This window comes from Geodermatophilus sabuli (assembly GCF_900215145.1).
GTDB classification, from domain to species: domain Bacteria; phylum Actinomycetota; class Actinomycetes; order Mycobacteriales; family Geodermatophilaceae; genus Geodermatophilus; species Geodermatophilus sabuli.
In genome coordinates this window covers 94,565-112,432 of record NZ_OBDO01000004.1, presented here as the reverse complement: position 1 = coordinate 112,432, position 17,868 = coordinate 94,565, and the positions used below count along the sequence as shown (strand labels likewise).

Here is a 17,868-nt window from a genome sequence, read left to right as displayed (position 1 = left end):
CGGGCCGCACCGCGTCGCCGGAGCGAGACCGTCCACACTGGACCGGGTGGAGCACACCCCGACGAACCCCGGCGCCGTCCTGGTACACGGCCTGTGGCACGGCGCGTGGTGCTGGGACGCCGTCCGCGCCGCGCTCGCCGAGCGCGGCGTCGACAGCGTCGCCGTCGACCTGCCGCTGACCGACCTGACCGCCGACACCCGCGCGACCCTCGACGCCCTGGAGTCCTTCGGCCGGCCGGCGGTGCTCGTCGGGCACTCGTACGGTGGCGCGGTCATCACCGGCGCCGGGGCGCACCCGCTCGTACGGGAGCTGGTGTACCTCGCGGCCTTCCAGCTGGACGACGGCGAGTCGGTGAGCCGCACCCGCGCCGGGGAGGGACTGCCGGACACGGGGCTGGGCGAGGCGATGCGGGTGTCCGGCGACGAGGTGCGCCTGGACCCCGGGCTCGGGTCGCGGCTGCTGTACAGCGACGCACCGGCCGACGTCGCCGCGGCGGCCGGTGCCCGGTTGCGCCCGGTGTCCCGCACGGTGTTCCGCGGCGTCCCGGAGACGATCGCCTGGCGGACGGTGCCGTCGACCTACGTCGTGTGCACGGCCGACGAGGTGGTCCACCCCGAGCGGCAGCGGGCGATGGCGGCCCGGGCCACCCGCACCCTGGAGTGGTCGTCGGGGCACAGCCCGGCCGCCACCCGGCCCGAGGAGGTCGCGGCCCTCGTCGCCGAGCGCGTCGCCGCCGCCGGCCGGGCGGGGTAGGCCGGCGCCCACGTCCGCGGCGGCGCGAGGGCGGCGCGGGCAGGGGCTGCGGCGCGCGTGCGCAGGACCACGCCCGGCACTCGCGCCGTGTGCGGAGCCGGTGCCGTCGGCTGGGCTACCGTCGGAGGGGACGCCCCGGGCGTCTCCGGGTGCGGCGAGCCGAGGGGAGACACGTGGTGCCAGAGGGCGGCCCGCCCAGCGGCTACGTCCACGACGCGCTGTTCCACGACTCCCCCGCGGAACTGGTCTCCGTCGCCGTGCCGTTCCTGCTCGACGGGCTGGCCGCCGGGGACGCCGCCGTGGTCGCCACCGGTGGGGACACGGCCGCGCTCCTGCGCGAGGCGGTCGGCGACGACCCCCGCGTCCACATGCTCCCCCGGTCCGATGTCTACCGCGCCCGCACCCCGGCCGCGATCACGACCTTCCGCGAGCTGGCGGAGAAGCGGGTCACCGAGGGGTTCCGGCGGGTGCGGGTCGTCGGCGAGGCCGACTTCGGTCCGACGCCGCGGACCTGGGTGGAGTGGCAGCGCTACGAGGCGGTCATCAACGACGCGCTCGCGGCCTGGCCGCTGTGGGGGCTGTGCGTGTTCGACACCCAGCGGCTCCCGGACGAGGTCGTCGAGGCCGGCCGGCGGACCCATCCCCACGTCGTGTCGGCCGGCGGGCGCCGGGTCAACCGCGCGTTCACCGAGCCGGGGGCCTACCTTCGGTCCCTCCCCGTGCCCCGCGAGCCGCTGGAGGACGCGCCCCCGCGCCTGGCCGCGACCGGTGTCGCGGACTTCATCGGGCTGCGCCACGCGGTGGCCGCCGTCCTCGCCGGCCTCGACGGGGACCGCGACGCCACCGAGGACTTCCTGCTGGCCGTCGACGAGATGACGTCCAACGCCGTCCGCCACGGCCGGCCGCCCGTGGACCTGCGCCTGTGGGCGTCGGCCGACCGCGTCGTCTGCCGCATCACCGACCGCGGCGACGGGCTCACCGACCCGTTCGCCGGGTACGGGCCGGCCCACGGGGCGGACCTCTCCCGCGGCGGCATGGGGCTGTGGCTGGCCCGGCAGCTGTGCGACCACGTGGACATCACCAGCGACGACGACGGCGTCACGGTCCGCCTGACCTCCCGCCTGCGCTGAGCCCATCCCGCTACCCGCCCGCTGCCGCCCTCCGGACGAGGTCGGCCACGGCGGGGGCGGCGGCCCGGCGGCCCGCGGCGAGGAACGACTCCTGGATGACCGCGTCCAGGCGGGAGCGCGCCATCATGTCGTTGCCCATGACCTGCTGCTCCCGCGCGCCGGGGGCGAAGACCACGGTCGCGACCCCCTCCGCCCGCAACGCCCGCAGCTCCCGGTCCAGCAGGCGGGTGGCGTGCCGGCGGGCGGCGGCGTAGAAGTCGGGGCGCCATCCGGCGGAGCCGCTCATCGGCGAGATCACGATGACCAGGTCGAGGCCGCGGCCCCGGAGGACCGCCGCGTTCGTCGGCGAGTGCACGCCGCCGTCGACGTAGGCGTGCCCGTCGATCTCGACCGGGGCGAAGTACCCGGGCACCGCGCACGAGGCCGCGACGGCCAGGTGGATGGGCGCCGGCGGCGTCCCGGGGCGGCCGAACACGACGCGGCGGCCGTCGCGCCGGCGGACCGCGCAGATCCACAGCGGACGCTCCGGCCAGCCCGGCTGCTCGACCTCCCGCAGGGCGGCCAGCTGCTCCACGACGTCGTGCCGCCCCGGGGCCAGCAGGGCCATCGCGGCAGCCAGCGGCCGGAACTGCCAGGGACGGGTCAGCGCTCGCTGCACCATGTGCCGTCCCGGCAGCCGCGCGGGGCGACGCAACAGGCTCAGCGGCCGGAAGGGGGCCAGGTCGGGAACGGGGGTCGCGGCGACCCGACGCATCACGTCCCCCTCGCCGGACAGCGGGGCCTTGACCGTCCAGGCGGCGAGGTCCTCCGCGGAGACACCGAGCCGCAGCAGCGTGCCGGTGATCGCCCCCGCCGAGGTCCCCACGACCACCTCGGCGGTGCGCGCGTCGAAGCCGAGGTCGTGCTCCAGCACCGCCAGGACGCCCGAGTGGTACGCCTGCCCCACGACGCCGCCGCCGCCCAGGACGAGACCGACCCGCGTCATACGCCGAGCCTGGCACGGCATACCGCCGCCCGCGCCGGGTAGTGCCGATCTCCCGAGGCTGGGCACGAACCGGGTCCAGCCCGCCTGGAGACGGGACCCTGCGCATGAGCGGCAACGCCACACACCGGTTCGCCAACACGGCCGTGCTGAGCGTGGAGACGGCCGACGCCACCCGGGTGGTGACCTCCGGGTGGTTCGACGAGGCCCTGTCCGACACCTACCGGCGGGTGGGGCTGCGCCCCGGGCTGCTGGAACGGCTCGCCGGGGTGCGCGAGCGCCGCTGGTGGGCCGACGGGGTCACCTTCGTCGACGGGGCGGCCACGGCCGGTGCGAAGGCGATCAGCGAGAGCGGGGTGGACCCCGCCGGGATCGGGCTGATGGTCAACACGTCGGTGAGCCGCCGGTACCTCGAGCCCTCCACCGCGGTCGCGGTGCACCATGCGCTCGGGCTGCCGCGCTCGTGCCAGAACTTCGACGTGACCAACGCCTGTCTCGGCTTCGTCAACGGCATGGAGCTGGCCGCGGCCATGATCGACTCCGGGCGGATCGACTACGCGCTCGTCGTGAACGGCGAGGACTCCCGGCCCGTGCAGGAACGCACCATCGACCGCCTGTCCCGCGCGGACACCGCCTCCGGGGACGTCCTGTCCCAGTTCGCCACGCTGACGCTGGGCTCCGGCGCGGCGGCCATGGTGCTCGGCCGGGCCGACCGGCACCCGGAGGGACACCGGCTGGTCGCCTCGGTGAGCCGGGCAGGCACCGAGCACCACGAGCTGTGCGTCGGCGACAACGACCTCATGCGGACCGACCTCAAGGGCCTCCTGGACGCGGGGCTGGCGCTGTCCCTGGACATGTGGGCCGACGCCGCCGAGCAGTTCGACTGGCACCGGGGCCTGGACCGCTACGTCATGCACCAGGTGTCCCGGGTGCACACCCAGGCCATGTGCGACCACTTCGCCATCGACCCCGGTCGAGTCCCCCGCACCTTCCCGACCCGGGGCAACCTCGGGCCGGCGTCGGTCCCGTACACCCTGGCCGGTGAGGTGGGCTCCCTGTCCGACGGGGACCGCGTCCTGCTCATGGGGATCGGCTCGGGCCTCAACGTCTGCTGCCTCGAGCTCGCCTGGTGACGGTGCCGATCGGGGCGCCCGGGCTCGACCCGGCCTGGTCCCGGTTCCTCACCGTCCCCGACGCCGGTGGCACCGGACACCGCTGGCACGTGCTGGACAACGGCGTCCGGGATCCGAGGGGCACGCTGCTGTGCGTCCACGGCAACCCCACCTGGTCCTACCTGTGGCGCCGGCTGCTGCGGTCCGGGCCGCCGGGCTGGCGGGTGGTCGCCCCCGACCAGCTGGGCATGGGCTGGTCCGAGCGGCTGACCGGGCCGCGGTCGCTGCAGCAGCGGGTGGCCGACCTGGGCGACCTCACCGCGGCGCTGGGCGTCACCGGCCCGGTCGTCACGGTGGGCCACGACTGGGGCGGCGTGATCTCGCTGGGCTGGGCCCTGGAGCACCGGGCGGACCTCTGCGGCGTCGTCCTCACCAACACCGCGGTCGCGATGCCCGCCGGCGACCGCGGCCCGGCGCTCATCCGGGCCGCGCACCTGCCGGGGGTGCGCGCGGCCGTCACCGTCGGCACCCCGGTGTTCGTCCGGGCCGCGTCGTCGCTGTCCCGGCCGCCGCTGCCCGCCGCCGTCCGCGATGCGCTGGCCGCCCCGTACCGCTCGGCCGCGCGGCGGACGTCGGTCGGTGACTTCGTCGCCGACATCCCGTTCGCCCCCGGCCACCCCTCCCGGCCCGTCCAGGAGGCCATCGCCGAGGGGATCCGCGGCCTGGACGTGCCGGCGCTGCTGCTGTGGGGGCCGCGCGACCCGGTCTTCGGCGAGCGCTACCTGGTCGACCTCCGGAGCCGGCTGCCGCGCGCCCAGCTGCACCGCTACGAGGGCGCGTCCCACCTGCTCCCGGAGGACGCCCCGCAGTACGCCGAGGCCGTCACCCGGTGGGTGGCGGACCTGACCGCGGGTCCGGGCCCGGCCGCCCCGCCGCGGACGACCGCAGCCGGCGGCACCGCCGGCCGGCGCCTGTGGTCGGCACTGGCCGACCGGTCCGGCGACGACTCCCCCGCGGTCGTCGCGCCGGGCGGGAGCACGGTGAGCTGGGCGCAGCTGGCCCGGCGCGTCGAGCAGCTGGCCGCGGGCCTGGCCGCGGCCGGCGTGCGTCCCGGCGCCCGCGTCGCGCTGCTCGTGGAGCCCTCGCCGGACCTGACCGCGGCCGTCTACGCCGTGTGGCGGGCCGGGGCGGTGATCGTCGTGGCCGACAAGGGACTCGGCTTCCCGGGGATGCGCCGGGCCCTGCGCGGGGCCGCGGTCGACCACGTGATCGGCAGCGCCGCCGGGCTGGTGGCCGCCCGCCTGATGGGCCTGGCCGGCACCCGGGTCGCCGCCGGCCGGATCGGCTCCGCCGCGCGGCGCGCCCTGGGGGCGAGGCACACGCTCGGCGAGCTGGAGGTCCTCGGCCGCGCGGCCCCGGTGCCGGCCGCCCCACCGGAGGACGCCGACTGCGCCGTCCTGTTCACCTCCGGAGCCACCGGACCCGCCAAGGGGGTCGTGTACACGTCGGCGCAGGCCCAGGCGCAGGTGGAGCTGGTCCGCTCCACGTACGGGCTGACCGCCGCCGACCGGCTGGTGGCCGCGTTCGCGCCGTTCGCGCTGCTCGGCCCGGCGCTGGGCATCGGCTCCGCCGTCCCCGACGTCGACGTGACCGCGCCGGGCACGCTGACCGCGGCCGCGCTGGCCGACGCCGCGGCCGCCGTCGACGCCACGGTCGTGTTCGCCTCCCCCGCCGCGCTGCGCCGGGTCGCCGCGACGGCCGGGGCGCTCACGGCCGGGCAGCGGCGCGCCCTGGGCGCGGTCCGGCTGCTCGTGTCCGCCGGGGCGCCCGTGCCGGCACCGGTGCTGTGGTCCCTGCGGCCGGTCCTCCCCGCGGCCGAGGCGCACACCCCGTACGGGATGACCGAGGCGCTGCCGGTCACCGACGTCTCCCTCGCCGGGATCGAGGCCGCCGGGACCGGCGACGGCGTGTGCGTCGGCCGGCCCCTGACCGGGGTCGAGGTCCAGGTGAGCCCGCTGTCGGCCGGCGCCGTCGCCGACGGGCCGCTCACCGGGCGCCCCGGCGTCAGCGGTGAGGTGTGCGTCCGCGCCGCGCACGTCAAGGACCGGTACGACGCCCTCTGGGCCACCGAGCGCGCCGCGTCGGACCCGCCCGGGTGGCACCGCACCGGCGACGTCGGGTACCTGGACGCCGAGGGGCGGCTGTGGATCGAGGGACGCCTCGCGCACGTGGTCACCACCGCCGCGGGCCCGGTGACCCCGGTCGGGATCGAGCAGCGGGTCGAGGAGCTCGACGGGGTCGCGGCCGCCGCGGCGGTCGGCGTCGGCCCGGCCGGGGCGCAGGTGCTCGTCGTGGTCGTCGTCCCGGCGGGAGCCGGGCGGCGCCCGGGCCTGCGGGGGCGGCCGGCGCTCGCGGGCACCGGCCTGGCCGACGCCGTCCGGGACGTCGCCCGGGTGGACGTCGCCGCGGTGCTGGTCGCCGCCGCCCTGCCGGTCGACATCCGGCACCAGTCGAAGGTCGACCGGCGCGCGGTCGCCGAGCAGGCCGCGCGCGTCCTCGCCGGCGCGCGGACGCGGCGCCGGGCCCGCCCGGGCCGGCCATGAGGGTGCTGGTCACCGGCGCCAGCGGCCTGCTCGGGCGGGCCGCGGCCCGGCGACTGATCGACCGGGGTGACGAGGTCACCGTGCTGCAGCGCCGTTCCGCGGGGCTGCCCTGCCGCGAGGTCCGCGGCGACGTCGCCGACCCGGCGGTGGCGGCCCGGGCCCTCCGCGGTCAGGACGCCGTCCTCCACCTGGCCGCGAAGGTCGACGTCACCGGCCGGTGGGCCGACTACGCCTCGGCCAACGTCGACGGCACCCGGGCCCTCCTCGCCGGCTGTCGAACCGCCGGGGTGGGCCGCTTCGTGTACGTCTCCTCCCCCTCGGTCGCGCACGCGGGCGCGGCGCTCGCCGGGGTCGGGGCCGAACCGGCCGACCCCGCCCGCACCCGCGGGCACTACTCCCGCTCCAAGGCGATCGCCGAGCGGGAGGCGCTGGCCGCCGACGCGCCGTCCCTCGCCGTGCTGGCCGTCCGCCCGCACCTGGTGTGGGGCCCGGGCGACACCCAGCTGGTCGCCCGCGTCGTCGCGCGGGCCCGTGCGGGGAGGCTGCCGGTCATCGGCTCGGGCGCCGCGCTCATCGACACCACCTACGTCGACAACGCCGCGGGCGCGCTCGTGGCCGGGGTGGACGCTTGCGGACCGGTGCACGGCGAGGCGCTGGTCGTCTCCAACGGGGAACCGCGCCCGGTCGGGGAGGTCCTGGCCCGGCTGTGCCGGGCGGCGGGCGTCCCCGGCCCGCGCGGTCGCGTCCCGTTCCCCGCCGCCTGGCTGGCCGGTGCGCTCGCGGAGGGGGCGTGGTCGGTCACCCGGCGACGGTCCACGCCGCCGCTGACCCGGTTCCTCGCCGAGCAGCTGGCGACCGCCCACTGGTTCGACCAGCGGCGGACCCGCGCCGCCCTGGGGTGGCGGCCGGAGGTGGGCCTGGACGAGGGCTTCTCCCGCCTGGCCGCCTGGTACGGCTCGGCGCCGGTCGGGGACGGCCGTCCCGGCTGACCGTGGACTCGGCGGCGGGAGCGGGGCCCGGAGCCGTCCGCGGCCGGAGGACGTCCCCCGGGTGCTAGCGTCGGCCCCCGGGACACCGCCTCGGTCCCGGGGCGCGTGATCCCCGGGACGAGGCCGCCATGACGACCACCGGCCGGACGGCGCTGAGCAGCGCGGTCCCGATGGCCCCGCTGAGGAGGACCGCGTTCCTGGCGGGCGCGCTCTACCTCACCACCTTCGCAGCCTCGATCCCGGCGGTCTTCCTCCTGGACCCCGTGCTGAGCGACCCCGGTTACGTCCTCGGCCCCGGCGCCGACACCCAGGTCCTCATCGGCGGCCTCCTCGACGTCGTCAACGCCCTGGCCTGCATCGGCACTGCGGTCGTGCTGTTCCCCGTGGTGAGACGGCACAACGAGACCCTGGCGCTCGGCTTCGTCACCTCCCGCCTGCTCGAGGCCGCGATCATCTGCACCGGCGTCGTGAGCCTCTTCGCCGTCGTGACCCTGCGGCAGGACGTCGCCGGCGCTCCCGGGGTGGACGACGACGCCCTGGTCCCCGTCGGGGCCGCGCTCGTCGCGGTCCGCGACTGGACGTTCCTGCTCGGGCCCGGCGTCATGGCGACGGTCAACGCGCTGCTGCTGGGCACCCTCGTGTACCGGTCGGGCCTGGTGCCCCGCGCGATCCCGCTCCTGGGCCTCGTCGGAGCCCCGCTGCTCCTCTCCGCCCAGCTCGGGATCCTGTTCGGCGTCAACGACGAGGTCTCCCTGTGGTCCGCGATCGCGCTCGCCCCGATCTTCGTCTGGGAGCTGTCCCTCGGTCTCTGGCTGGTCCTCAAGGGCTTCACACCCTGCCCCATCACCCAGCCCCCTCCCGGGACGAGGGCCCTCGGATGACTGCGGCGACCGTGCCCACCGGCCTGTGCCGGGCGACCGGCGGCCTCTTCCTCGGCGGAGCGCTGACGTTCGCCGCGGCGGCGACGGCGCTCTCGTCGACCTTCGACTGGCCCGACGTCCTCCGGGAACCGGTCGAGGTGGTGCTACCCGCCTTCGTCGCCGGGGGCACGGGCCTGGTGTGGACGTGGTTCGCCACCGCCTGGACCTACGCCGTCCTGGCGGTGCCGATGCTGCTGCTGCCCGCCGCGCTCGGCCGGCGCGAGGACCCGGTGCTGCGGGCGGCCACCGCCGTGGGCGCGACGTCGGTGGTCCTGTCCGTGATCGGCTTCCTGCGCTGGGTGTTCGTCGTGCCGCCGCTGGCCGGCTCCTACGTCACCGGCGACGCCGCCACCCGGGCGGCGGTGGACGCCGCGTGGACCGCGCAGCACCAGTTCGGGGGCGCGCTGCTCGGTGAGCACCTGGGCCAGCTGCTGGGCATCGCCTGGTCGGTCGCCCTCAGCGTGGTCATCCTGCGGACCCGGGTGCTGCCCCGCTGGCTGGGGGTCACCGGGCTCGTGGTCAGCGCGGTCTACCTGACCAACCAGGGCGACGTCCTCGCCACCGCGGTCCCCGGGCTCCCCGTCTGGGACCTCGGCGGACTGCTCGGCAGCGTCGGCTGGGGCCTGTGGGTCGCCGCGCTGGGCGCCGTCCTCCTGCGGCCGGTCCGCCCGGACCGCGCCGCTCGCGGGCGCGACCCCGCCGACTCCGCGACCGTCCCCACACCCCGCCCGTCGGCGCCGGACGTCGTCCCGACCGACCTGCCGTGACCTGCGCGCCGCGCCTGCGGGTGCGGGCGGCTCCCGACCGGCGACGACCGGGCGGCCGCTGCTGAGGGCCCGTGCCACGAAGGAGGTGTCGGTGAGGGCGGGGACCCGCTCACGGGCGTAGGCCTCGACGACCGGGAGCGGGGCCGGATCGGCGTGCCACCGGCCGACGTCCCGCAGGCCGCGCCGGAAGCCGTGGTGGAGCTCGTCCCCGAGGTGACCGGCGGGAGCTCCCGGACCCGGGCGTCGCCGGCGGCGTCCGGCGCCACCAGCGGCCCGCCGAGCTCGGCGGTGACCGTGCAACGGGTCGGGGACTGCGGCATCGAGCCGCCCGACGCACGGCTTCTCGCGGCGCGGCGAGCAGGGAGCCTGGTTCGGCGGCGCGCACCGCGCCCCGGTCCCGGCCCGTGCGGGCCACGCCACCTCGCCCGGTGGAACAGCCCCCGCCCCGACGGCGCTGGTGCTGCCGTGATCGACACCGGACTGCAGCTGTCGGTGCTGGACCGGTCCCGCACCCGCGCCGGCGAACCCGACGCCGCGGCACTGCACGGCTCCCTCGCGCGGGCGTCCGACGCCGAACGGCTGGGGTTCGACGGCTTCTGGGTCGCCGAGCACCACGGCGTCCCGGGCGTGGCCGGCGCGGCGCCGGCGGTGCTGCTGGCCGCGGTCGCCGGCCGGACGACGACCATCCGGCTCGGCTCGGCCGGCGTGATGCTGCCGCACCACCAGCCGCTGGTGGTCGCCGAGCAGTTCGCCACGCTGTCGACCCTCGCGCCGGGCCGGATCGACCTGGGGCTCGGCCGCTCCCCCGGCTTCACCCCACCGGTGCGCCGGGCGCTGCGGGAGACCGACCGGGACTTCCCGGCCGACCTCGGCGAACTGCGGGCGTTCCTGACCGGGACGGCGGAGATCACCCTCCACCCGCAACCGGCCGGCCCGGTGCCGCTGCACGTGCTGGCCACGGGCCGCGGCCTGCAGGTCGCGGCCGGGCTGGGCCTGCCGGTGATCGTCGGCGGCCCGCTGCTCGGCGTGGCCGGCGACCCGGAGCCCGGGCTGGAGGCCCTGGCCCGCTACCGGCGCACCTTCCGGCCCTCCGCGCAGCAGCCGCGGCCACGGGTGGCGATCAGCCTCGACGTGCTGGTCGCCGACACCGCCGCGGAGGCCGCCGACCTGCTGCTGCCCGAGGCGTGGGCGATGGCCCAGGCCCGCACCACCGGGGTGTTCCCGCCGCTGGAGCCGGTGGCCGCCGTCCGGGCCGCCGCCCGCACCCCACGCCAGCAGCAGTACCTCGAGCAGACCGCCGCGGCGGCGATCGCCGGCACCGCCGCGCAGGTGGAGAGCCGCCTCGCCGAGCTGCTCGACCGCACCGGCGCCGCCGAGCTGGTCGCCGCCGGCAGCACCTCCGACCGGGCCGCCCTCGCCGCCTCCGACGCGGCGCTGGCCGCGCTGTTCGGCCGCGCGGCGTGACGCGGCTCGACAGCGGGCGCCGCTGCCGGCACGCGGCTCAGGCGGGCTCGGGCACGCCCCCGGGGTCGCCGCCGGGATCCTCGGGCGTCGGCTCGATCGGCGGCGGCGGCAGCGGCTCCGGCGCGTCGGGCAGCAGCTCCGCCGGGTCGTCCGGCACCGGCACGTCCGGGTCGATCTGCGGATCCGGCCCCGGCAGTGGTTCGACCATCCGTCGAGTCAACCAGCGGGCCGCCCCGCTCGCAGGATCGCGCGCCACCCCGCGCTCGGCGCCGCCCCCGGGTGCCGGACCGGCACCCGGGGACGACGCAGGCTCCCGGACCGGACGGCCGGAGGCCCGGGGACTCAGTCGACCGGTGCGATCAGCGCCTCCAGGTCCTCGACCGGCTCGTCGATGAACCCGAAGTCGATCATGGCCTCCTGGGTCACCTCGGCCCGGTCCGTGCTCGGTGCCCGGTCCTCGAGCCACGCCGGCAGCGTCATGCGCCCGGCCAGCTCGGGCGTGAGCTGGGTGTACGTCGGCAGGATGTCGATGACCTGCTGCGGATCGGACTCGGCCAGCTCCGCCCCGCGCTCCAGCGCCCGGGCGAACGCCGCCGTGACCTCGGGGTTCTCCGCGGAGTACTGCGACGTGGTCATGAAACCGATGACGGGCATCTCGGCCAGCCGCTCGCTGCAGGTGGAGGGTTCGGCGATCACCCGCGCCCCCTGGTCCTCGGCGAGGGTGGTGAACGGCTCGCCGATGAAGGCGGCGGCCACGTTGCCCTGCTGGACGGCCGCCGGCATGTCGGGGAAGGGGATCTCGACGAGCTCGTAGTCACCCTCCTGCAGGCCGTTGGCGGCCATGCACTCCCGGACCTGCAGCTCCACCAGACCGGCCAGGGTGTTCACCGCGACCCGCTGGCCCCGCAGGTCGGCGGGGCTCTGGTACGGGGCGCTCCCCGCCACCATGATCCCGTTGACGCCCTCCTTGGGGCCGGTCATCTCCCAGACCATCTGCGCGGGCAGGCCCTGGCTGGCCGCCTGGAGCACCGTGGTCCAGTTCGAGCTGCTGAACTGCAGGTCGCCCGCGACCATCGCGGGGAGTGCGGCCGAGCCGCCCGCGACCATCTGGGTCTCGACCTGGAGCCCCTCCTCCTCGAAGTAGCCCTCCTGGATGGCGAGGAAGAGCGGGGCGTTGTCCGGGATCGGGAGGGTGCCGACCAGGATCGACACCGGGTCCTCCTGGCTCAGCTGCGTGCTGTCGGTGGCGGCCGGCTCGTCGCCTCCACAGGCGACGAGCAGGCAGGCGGCCATGGCGATGGGGACGCCATGCAGGACGGAACGACTCGTTGCCACGTGCTCTCCTCCGGATCGGGACCAGACATGTCGTGCGCCCTGGGGGTGTCGCCGCGGTCCTCACGCCGTCCCGGGGCTCTCGGGACGGCCGGGGACTGACTACCACGAACCCGGGGTGGCCCGTCCGACCTCGACGACCCCGCCGTCCGTGTCCTGACCTGCCGGTCCACGACGGCCGGCACCGGCCCGACGGTGTCGCCCCGCAGCGGTCGAGCAGGAGCCGCAGGACGGCGATCAGCGCGACCGGGTGGCCGATCCCGACGTGGTCCCCGCGTCGGGCACCACCGTGGTGGAGACGTCCCCGTCGAGCCGGGCGGCGGCGGGCCGGTCCGCTCCCGGGGTCACCGGCCGCCCGGCGGGAGCTGCGCGGCCGCCTCGAGGAAGACCCCGCGCAGCCAGGTCGTGAAGCCGACGTCGACCAGCCACGGGTTCCACACCATGTCGATGCCGAGGCCGGGCATGGGGAACGGGAACTCCTCGATGCGCAGCCCGAGCAACGGCTGGAGCGCCGTCGTCACCCGGTGGCGGTGCACCGCCACCGCCCCGGAGCCGGCGACCAGGTGCGGGATGAGCAGGTAGTCGGTGACCCGGTCGCGCACCCGGTAGGGGATCCCCCGCTCGTCGAGCACCGCGTAGGGCACGGGGAACCGCGGGACCCCGTCGAACACCACGTGCGGCAGCGTCGTCAGCAGGTCGAGGGCACTGGCGTCCTCGGGGGTAGCGGGGCCGGTGATGACGACCCACCGGTCGTCGTAGAGGCGCTCCCGCGGGTACCGGGAGGCGAAGGACAGGAGCAGGACGTCGACGCCCTCGTCGGTGAAGAGCGACTCGGAGACCGTCCGCTCGGCCAGCAGCCGGAGGGTGACGTGCGGCGCCCGCTCACCGAGCAGGCGCGCCACCGCGTCCCCGATCACCAGCGCCGTGCTGGTGGTCATGCCGACGGTGATCACGCGGCTGTCGGCGGCGGGGTCGAACGCCGGGAAGTCCACGACCCGCGCGGTCTGGCGCAGTGCCCGCCGCAACGGGGCGATGAGTTCCGCGGCGCGCGGGGTCAGCGTCATCGTGTTGCCCTGGCGCACGATCAGCTCGTCGCCGAGCAGCCGGCGCAGCCGGCGGAGCGCGTGGCTCATCGCCGGCTGCGTCAGGCCGACCCGCGCCGCCGCCCGGGTCACCGACCGGTCCTCGAGGACGGCCAGGAGCGGGACGAGCAGGTTGAGGTCGACCGACGCCAGCCGCGACAGCTCGGCGTCCGTCGCGGCCGGGTCCGCGTCGGTCATCGCGTCCCTCCCTCGTCCGCAGGGCACGCTAGACCGCGGGAGGCGCCCCCCGGCGATCCGGTGCGCGGCCGCGGGGCCACGACGACCGCGGCGCCGCCCCGGGACCTCCGGGGCGGCGGCGCTGTCGTCGGTGCGCGTCAGGCGGGGTCGACCTCCACCACCGGCAGTGCGTACAGGCTGCGGATCTCGTTGTGCGGCCGCCGCTCCGGCTGCCCGATGGTGAACCGGCGGACCCGCCGGGCCAGGGCGTCGAGCACGGCGTGGGCCTCCAGCCGGGCCAGGGCCTGTCCCGCGCAGCCGTGCACCCCGTACCCGAAGGAGAGGTGGTCGAGGGGGTTGCGCCGGGCCAGGAACGTGTCCGGGTCCTCGTAGCGGCGGGAGTCCCGGTTGCCGGAGCCGAAGAGGACGGCGACCTGCGCGCCGGCGGGGACGAGCGTCCCCTCGATCTCGACGTCCTCGGTGACCAGCCGGCCCATCGCGTGGATCGGCGCCTCGTACCGGAGGGCCTCGGCGAACGTGGACGCCAGGAGCGACCGGTCGGCACGCAGCAGGTCGAACTGGTCGGGGTTCGCCGCCAGCTGCGCGATCGCGTTCCCGATCCCGGCGATCGTCGTGTCCAGGCCGGCCGCGACGTACTGGTGGATGATCATGCCGGCGCTCTCGGGCGGGATCTCGCCGCGCTCGGCGGCGTCGAAGATCGCCCGCCCCATGCTGCCCTCGGCCAGCTCCTCGGCCTGGGCGTTGTGCGCCCACTGGAAGAGCTGACCGGCGACCGGGAAGTTCTCCACCGTGCGCGGGTTCATCGGGCCGAGCACGTTCTGCGCCGCGGCGCCCCAGCGGAGCATGTTGTCCCGGACCTCCCCCTGCACCCCGATGAGGTCCGCGACGACGGCCAGGGGCAGCGCGCTGGCCAGGTCGGTGACGGCGTCGAACGAGCCGCGTTCGACCAGCTCGGCGACCATGGCGTCGGCCTTGGCGTCGATGTCCTCCTGGAGCCCGCGCACGGCGCGGGGCATGAGCCGCTCGCTGAGGACGCTGCGCAGCCGCTGGTGGTCCGGTGGGTCGGTGGCCAGGCTGGTGCCGGCGAGCGCCTGGTTCATCTGGTCGTTGAAGGCGACGCTCCGGGAGGAGAAGACCGCCCAGTTGCCCAGCGCCTCGCGGATCGTGCTGTGGCGCGTCAGCGCCCAGATCCCGGCCTTCTCCAGGTGGACCACCGGCGCCTGCTCACGCAGCTCGGCGAAGTACGGGTAGGGGTCCAGCAGGACCTCGTCGGCGAACAGGTCCAGGTCGGACGAGACCGGGGTGGCCACGGTCATCGGTGCACCTCACGTGGGGTCGGGAGCGGCGCGGGCGGCGGTGGGCGCCCCTGCGCGGCTCGGGTGGATGACGGCGGATCGGCGTCCGACGGCGGCTGGCAGACCCCGCCGGCGCCGCGCACCGCCGCCTCCCGCATCGAAGGGGACGGCGCGCGGGAGCGGAACTGAAGACCGTGCATGGGGGTCATGCACGGGCCCCATGACCGGGTCAGGGCCGGTGGCCGGACCGGTCCGCGGCGTCGGTCAGCAGGCCGCTCCAGCTCTCGGCGAGCACCGCCACGCGCCGGTCGTGGTCGGCGTCCCAGCGCCCGGGCCCGGCGAGGACACAGCGGGAGCTCATGGCCGAGCACGGTGGACCACCGAGTAGCCACCGGGCCAGGATTCCGTACAAGACGAACCTTTACTTGACACTGTGTACAGGGAAATGACATGGTGCACATCGTCCTCGTGACCGCTGCCACAGGCGCCGGCACGACGCCCCCTCCTCCAGCCGACCGGCGACCGGTCGTGTCTGGACTCTCGAAGGAGAGAGCCATGGCAACGAACCCCGAGGCCGTCGTGCCTCCGTCCTCGGCGGGGGCGCGGCCCACCCGCGTCGTCGGGACCCTGGTCGCCGCCTGCCTCGCCGTCATGGTGGCGCAGGTCGCGAACGCGCTGCCCGCCTCGCTCAACGGCCTGTTCCAGGCCGACCTGGGGACCACCGGCTCCCAGCTCACCTGGATCACCGCCGCGTTCATGATCGCGGTCGTCGTCTTCGAACTCACCTTCGGCGTGCTGGGTGACCTGTTCGGACGCCGCAGGCTGCAGGTGTACGGCGCCGCCCTGCTGGTCGTCGGCTCGCTGGTCAGCGCGTTCGCCCCGGCGGTCGAGGTGCTGTGGGTCGGTGCCGCGCTCAACGGCCTCGGCGCCGGCGCGATGTTCCCCGCGTCGCTGGCGCTCATCGCCGCCGTCACCCACACGCCCGACGCCCGGGCCCGCGGGATCGCCCTGTGGGTCGGCTTCCTCTCCGCCGGTGCCGCGGTGTCCCCGCTGCTCGGCGGGATGTTCGCCGACATCGGTTCGTGGCGCGGCTCCTTCGCCGTCGTCGCCGTCCTGGGCGTGGTCACCGCGGTGCTCTCACTGGCCCTCGCGGTCGAGTCGAAGGCCGACGAGGGCCGCAGCCTGGACGTCGGTGGTCAGGTCACCTTCGCCGTCGGCCTGATCGCGGTCCTCTACGGCGCCGTCCAGGGCCCGGAGGACGGCTGGACCGAGCCGCACATCGTCGGCGCGTTCGTCCTCGGCGCGGTGTTCCTGGCCGCCTTCCTCGTCATCGAGTCCCGGACCCGCTCGCCGCTGCTGCACCTGGGACTGTTCCGCAACCGGTCGTTCGCGATCGCCTCGATCGTGGCCGTGGTCGGCATGCTCGGCTTCCTCGGCCTGCTGTTCTCGCACAGCATGTGGCTGGGCCCGGTCCAGCACCAGACCCCCATGCGGGTCGCGCTGCCGTTCCTGCTCCTGCAGGGCCCGGCGTTCGTGCTCATCCCCGTGGTCGGGCGGCTGCTGCAGCGGATCGCGGCGCGCTGGCTGCTCACCGCCGGCTTCTTCCTCATGGCGATCGGTGGCCTGCTGGTCTCGCGGCTCGACGTCACCAGCACGAGCCTCACCCCGCTCATCGTGCCCGACCTGCTCATCGGCATCGGCTTCGCGCTGACGGTCAGCTCCTTCACCGCCGTCGCGATCAACACCGTGCCGCTGCACCTCGCCGGCATGGCCAGCGCGACGACCAACCTGCTGCGCGACCTCGGCTTCGCCCTCGGCCCGATCGTCGTCGGCGCCGTCGCCCTCAGCACGGCCGGCGAGCAGCTCGGCGCGGCCCTCGCCACCGCCGACCTCGCGCCCGACCAGGCCGCCGCCGCCACCGCGGTGTTCCAGGCCGGTGGCCCGCTCGCGGTCAACAGCCTGCCCCCGGAGGCCCCGGGCGGCGCGGCCCAGCAACTGGCCATGACCGCCCTCGGCGACGGGTTCTCCACGGCCTTCGTCGTCTGCTCGATCGCGGCGCTCGCGGCCGGTCTGCTGACGCTGTTCGGCCTGTCCAGCCGCACGCAGGACGGGCAGCCGACGAGCGAGTCGCTGCACGACCCCCTGCACCCCGAGCTCCCCGGCGAGACCGGCGTCACCGGCACCGTGCCGGCGTCCCGGGCCGAGCGACCGCTGGCCACCGACGGCGTCTGAGAGAGGACGACCACAGCCATGACCACTGCCACGAGCCGGACGGTCAACACCGTCCTCGGCCCCGTCCCCGCCGACGACCTGGGCGTCGTCGCGATCCACGAGGCCCTGCTCTCCGTGGTCCCGGGGGCCGAGCACGCGTACGACATCTCCATGGACCGGGCCGAGATCTTCGAGGTCCTGGCCGGGAAGCTGGCCGCCTTCCGCGCCGCCGGTGGCCGGACCGTCGTCGACAGCACCGGCATGTTCCACGGCCGCGACGTGAAGCTGTACGAGGCCCTGTCGCGCTCGACCGGCGTGCACGTCGTCGCCTCGACCGGCCTGGGCCCCGAGGAGGACCTCGGCGGCTACTTCCTCACCCCCCAGACCGACCCGCCCACGCCGTGGCCGGCCGAGAAGTTCGCCGACCTCTTCGGCCGGGAGGTCACCGAGGGCATGGTGGTCCCCCGCGTGGAGCGGCGCCGAGCCGCCGGCCTGGTGGCCACCTGCGCCACGCGCGGCGGCCCGACACCCACCGACGAGAGCCTGTTCCGGGGCGCGGCCCGCGCGGCAGTGGCCACCGGCGTCCCGGTGTCGATCCGCTACGGGGCCGATCCGCTGGCCGAGCTGCAGCTCCTCCTGGACGAGGGGCTGCCCGCCGACCGCGTCGTCGTCGGGAACCTCGACCGGACCGAGGCCGTCGCGGCCGGCTGGCCCGCCGCCGTGGCCGAGCGCGGCGCCTACGTCGCCATCGACCACGTCGGCCGGAACGACTCCGACCACCACATCCGGGACGCCGAGCGCGCCGACCTGGTCGCCCAACTCGTCGCCGCCGGCCACGCCCACCGCGTGCTGCTGTCGGGCAACGCGATCGGCGTGGCGAAGGGCCACCCCGACTACGAGCTGCCCTACGCGCACGTGCTCACCGCGTTCGCGCCGCTGCTCACCTCGCACGGCGTCGCCGACGAGGACGTCCAGCAGATCCTGGTCGCCAACCCGCGCGACCTCCTCGCGGTCCGCTGAGCCGGATAC

General features: G+C 76.3%; 16 protein-coding genes. 10 read left to right on the top strand and 6 right to left on the bottom strand.

The annotated features are described in order from the left end of the window. Positions 1-46: 46 nt before the first annotated feature. Together CRP39_RS10945 and CRP39_RS10940 are read left to right on the top strand one after the other, a co-directional pair. A complete protein-coding gene (locus tag CRP39_RS10945) occupies positions 47-754 on the top strand; it encodes an alpha/beta fold hydrolase (protein ID WP_172442396.1) in 708 nt (235 codons plus the stop codon). A gap of 173 nt (positions 755-927) precedes the next feature. Continuing rightward, complete coding sequence (locus CRP39_RS10940; RefSeq protein WP_097206423.1) at positions 928-1,884, top strand: sensor histidine kinase; 957 nt, start codon at positions 928-930, stop codon at positions 1,882-1,884. Between the two features lie 10 nt (positions 1,885-1,894). Here the strand turns inward: CRP39_RS10940 and CRP39_RS10935 are convergent, their stop codons facing one another. After that, a complete protein-coding gene (locus CRP39_RS10935) occupies positions 1,895-2,869 on the bottom strand; it encodes a patatin-like phospholipase family protein (protein WP_097206422.1) in 975 nt (324 codons plus the stop codon). Between the two features lie 104 nt (positions 2,870-2,973). Here CRP39_RS10935 and CRP39_RS10930 point away from each other — a divergent pair, with 104 nt between their 5' ends. The 6 genes from CRP39_RS10930 to CRP39_RS10905 all read left to right on the top strand — a co-directional run bounded on the left by CRP39_RS10930 (position 2,974) and on the right by CRP39_RS10905 (position 10,721). Next, complete coding sequence (locus CRP39_RS10930) at positions 2,974-3,999, top strand: 3-oxoacyl-ACP synthase III (RefSeq protein ID WP_097206421.1); 1,026 nt, start codon at positions 2,974-2,976, stop codon at positions 3,997-3,999. Beyond that, on the top strand, positions 3,996-6,581 hold the full coding sequence (locus CRP39_RS10925; protein ID WP_245853778.1) for an alpha/beta fold hydrolase: 2,586 nt from the start codon (positions 3,996-3,998) through the stop codon (positions 6,579-6,581). The genes CRP39_RS10930 and CRP39_RS10925 overlap by 4 nt, the downstream gene beginning before the upstream one ends. Further along, on the top strand, positions 6,578-7,570 hold the full coding sequence (locus tag CRP39_RS10920) for an NAD-dependent epimerase/dehydratase family protein (RefSeq protein ID WP_097206420.1): 993 nt from the start codon (positions 6,578-6,580) through the stop codon (positions 7,568-7,570). Before CRP39_RS10925 ends, CRP39_RS10920 begins: the two co-directional genes overlap by 4 nt. A gap of 128 nt (positions 7,571-7,698) precedes the next feature. After that, the gene (locus CRP39_RS10915) at positions 7,699-8,451 is read left to right on the top strand and encodes a DUF4386 domain-containing protein (protein ID WP_097206419.1); all 753 of its coding nucleotides are present in this window, start codon (positions 7,699-7,701) and stop codon (positions 8,449-8,451) included. Further along, the gene (locus CRP39_RS10910; RefSeq protein ID WP_097206418.1) at positions 8,448-9,257 is read left to right on the top strand and encodes a DUF4386 domain-containing protein; all 810 of its coding nucleotides are present in this window, start codon (positions 8,448-8,450) and stop codon (positions 9,255-9,257) included. Before CRP39_RS10915 ends, CRP39_RS10910 begins: the two co-directional genes overlap by 4 nt. Before the next feature lie 465 nt (positions 9,258-9,722). Further along, positions 9,723-10,721, top strand: coding sequence for an MsnO8 family LLM class oxidoreductase (locus CRP39_RS10905; protein ID WP_245853777.1), 999 nt, complete (start codon positions 9,723-9,725; stop codon positions 10,719-10,721). A gap of 37 nt (positions 10,722-10,758) precedes the next feature. Here the strand turns inward: CRP39_RS10905 and CRP39_RS26780 are convergent, their stop codons facing one another. The 5 genes from CRP39_RS26780 to CRP39_RS28010 form a co-directional block, all read right to left on the bottom strand. Further along, a complete protein-coding gene (locus tag CRP39_RS26780; RefSeq protein WP_172442395.1) occupies positions 10,759-10,929 on the bottom strand; it encodes a hypothetical protein in 171 nt (56 codons plus the stop codon). Positions 10,930-11,063: 134 nt separating this feature from the next. Further along, positions 11,064-12,056, bottom strand: coding sequence for an ABC transporter substrate-binding protein (locus CRP39_RS10900; RefSeq protein WP_143426609.1), 993 nt, complete (start codon positions 12,054-12,056; stop codon positions 11,064-11,066). Between the two features lie 341 nt (positions 12,057-12,397). Beyond that, positions 12,398-13,333 carry a LysR family transcriptional regulator gene (locus CRP39_RS10895; protein WP_097206416.1) on the bottom strand — a complete coding sequence of 312 codons (936 nt, stop codon included), beginning with the start codon at positions 13,331-13,333 and terminating at the stop codon, positions 12,398-12,400. Positions 13,334-13,470: 137 nt separating this feature from the next. Further along, positions 13,471-14,649: a cytochrome P450 gene (locus tag CRP39_RS10890; RefSeq protein WP_097206415.1), complete on the bottom strand. Its 1,179-nt coding sequence runs from the start codon at positions 14,647-14,649 to the stop codon at positions 13,471-13,473. A 208-nt stretch (positions 14,650-14,857) separates the two neighbouring features. Continuing rightward, positions 14,858-14,989, bottom strand: a complete 132-nt coding sequence (locus CRP39_RS28010) for a hypothetical protein (RefSeq protein ID WP_260180061.1) — start codon at positions 14,987-14,989, stop codon at positions 14,858-14,860. A 194-nt stretch (positions 14,990-15,183) separates the two neighbouring features. On the opposite strand from CRP39_RS28010, the gene CRP39_RS10885 reads away from it, so the two are divergent. Further along, positions 15,184-16,860 (top strand): MFS transporter, encoded by a 1,677-nt coding sequence (locus CRP39_RS10885; RefSeq protein ID WP_097206414.1) that lies wholly within the window; start codon positions 15,184-15,186, stop codon positions 16,858-16,860. An 18-nt stretch (positions 16,861-16,878) separates the two neighbouring features. Next, complete coding sequence (locus tag CRP39_RS10880) at positions 16,879-17,859, top strand: phosphotriesterase family protein (protein ID WP_097206413.1); 981 nt, start codon at positions 16,879-16,881, stop codon at positions 17,857-17,859. The last annotated feature ends 9 nt before the right edge of the window (positions 17,860-17,868 follow it).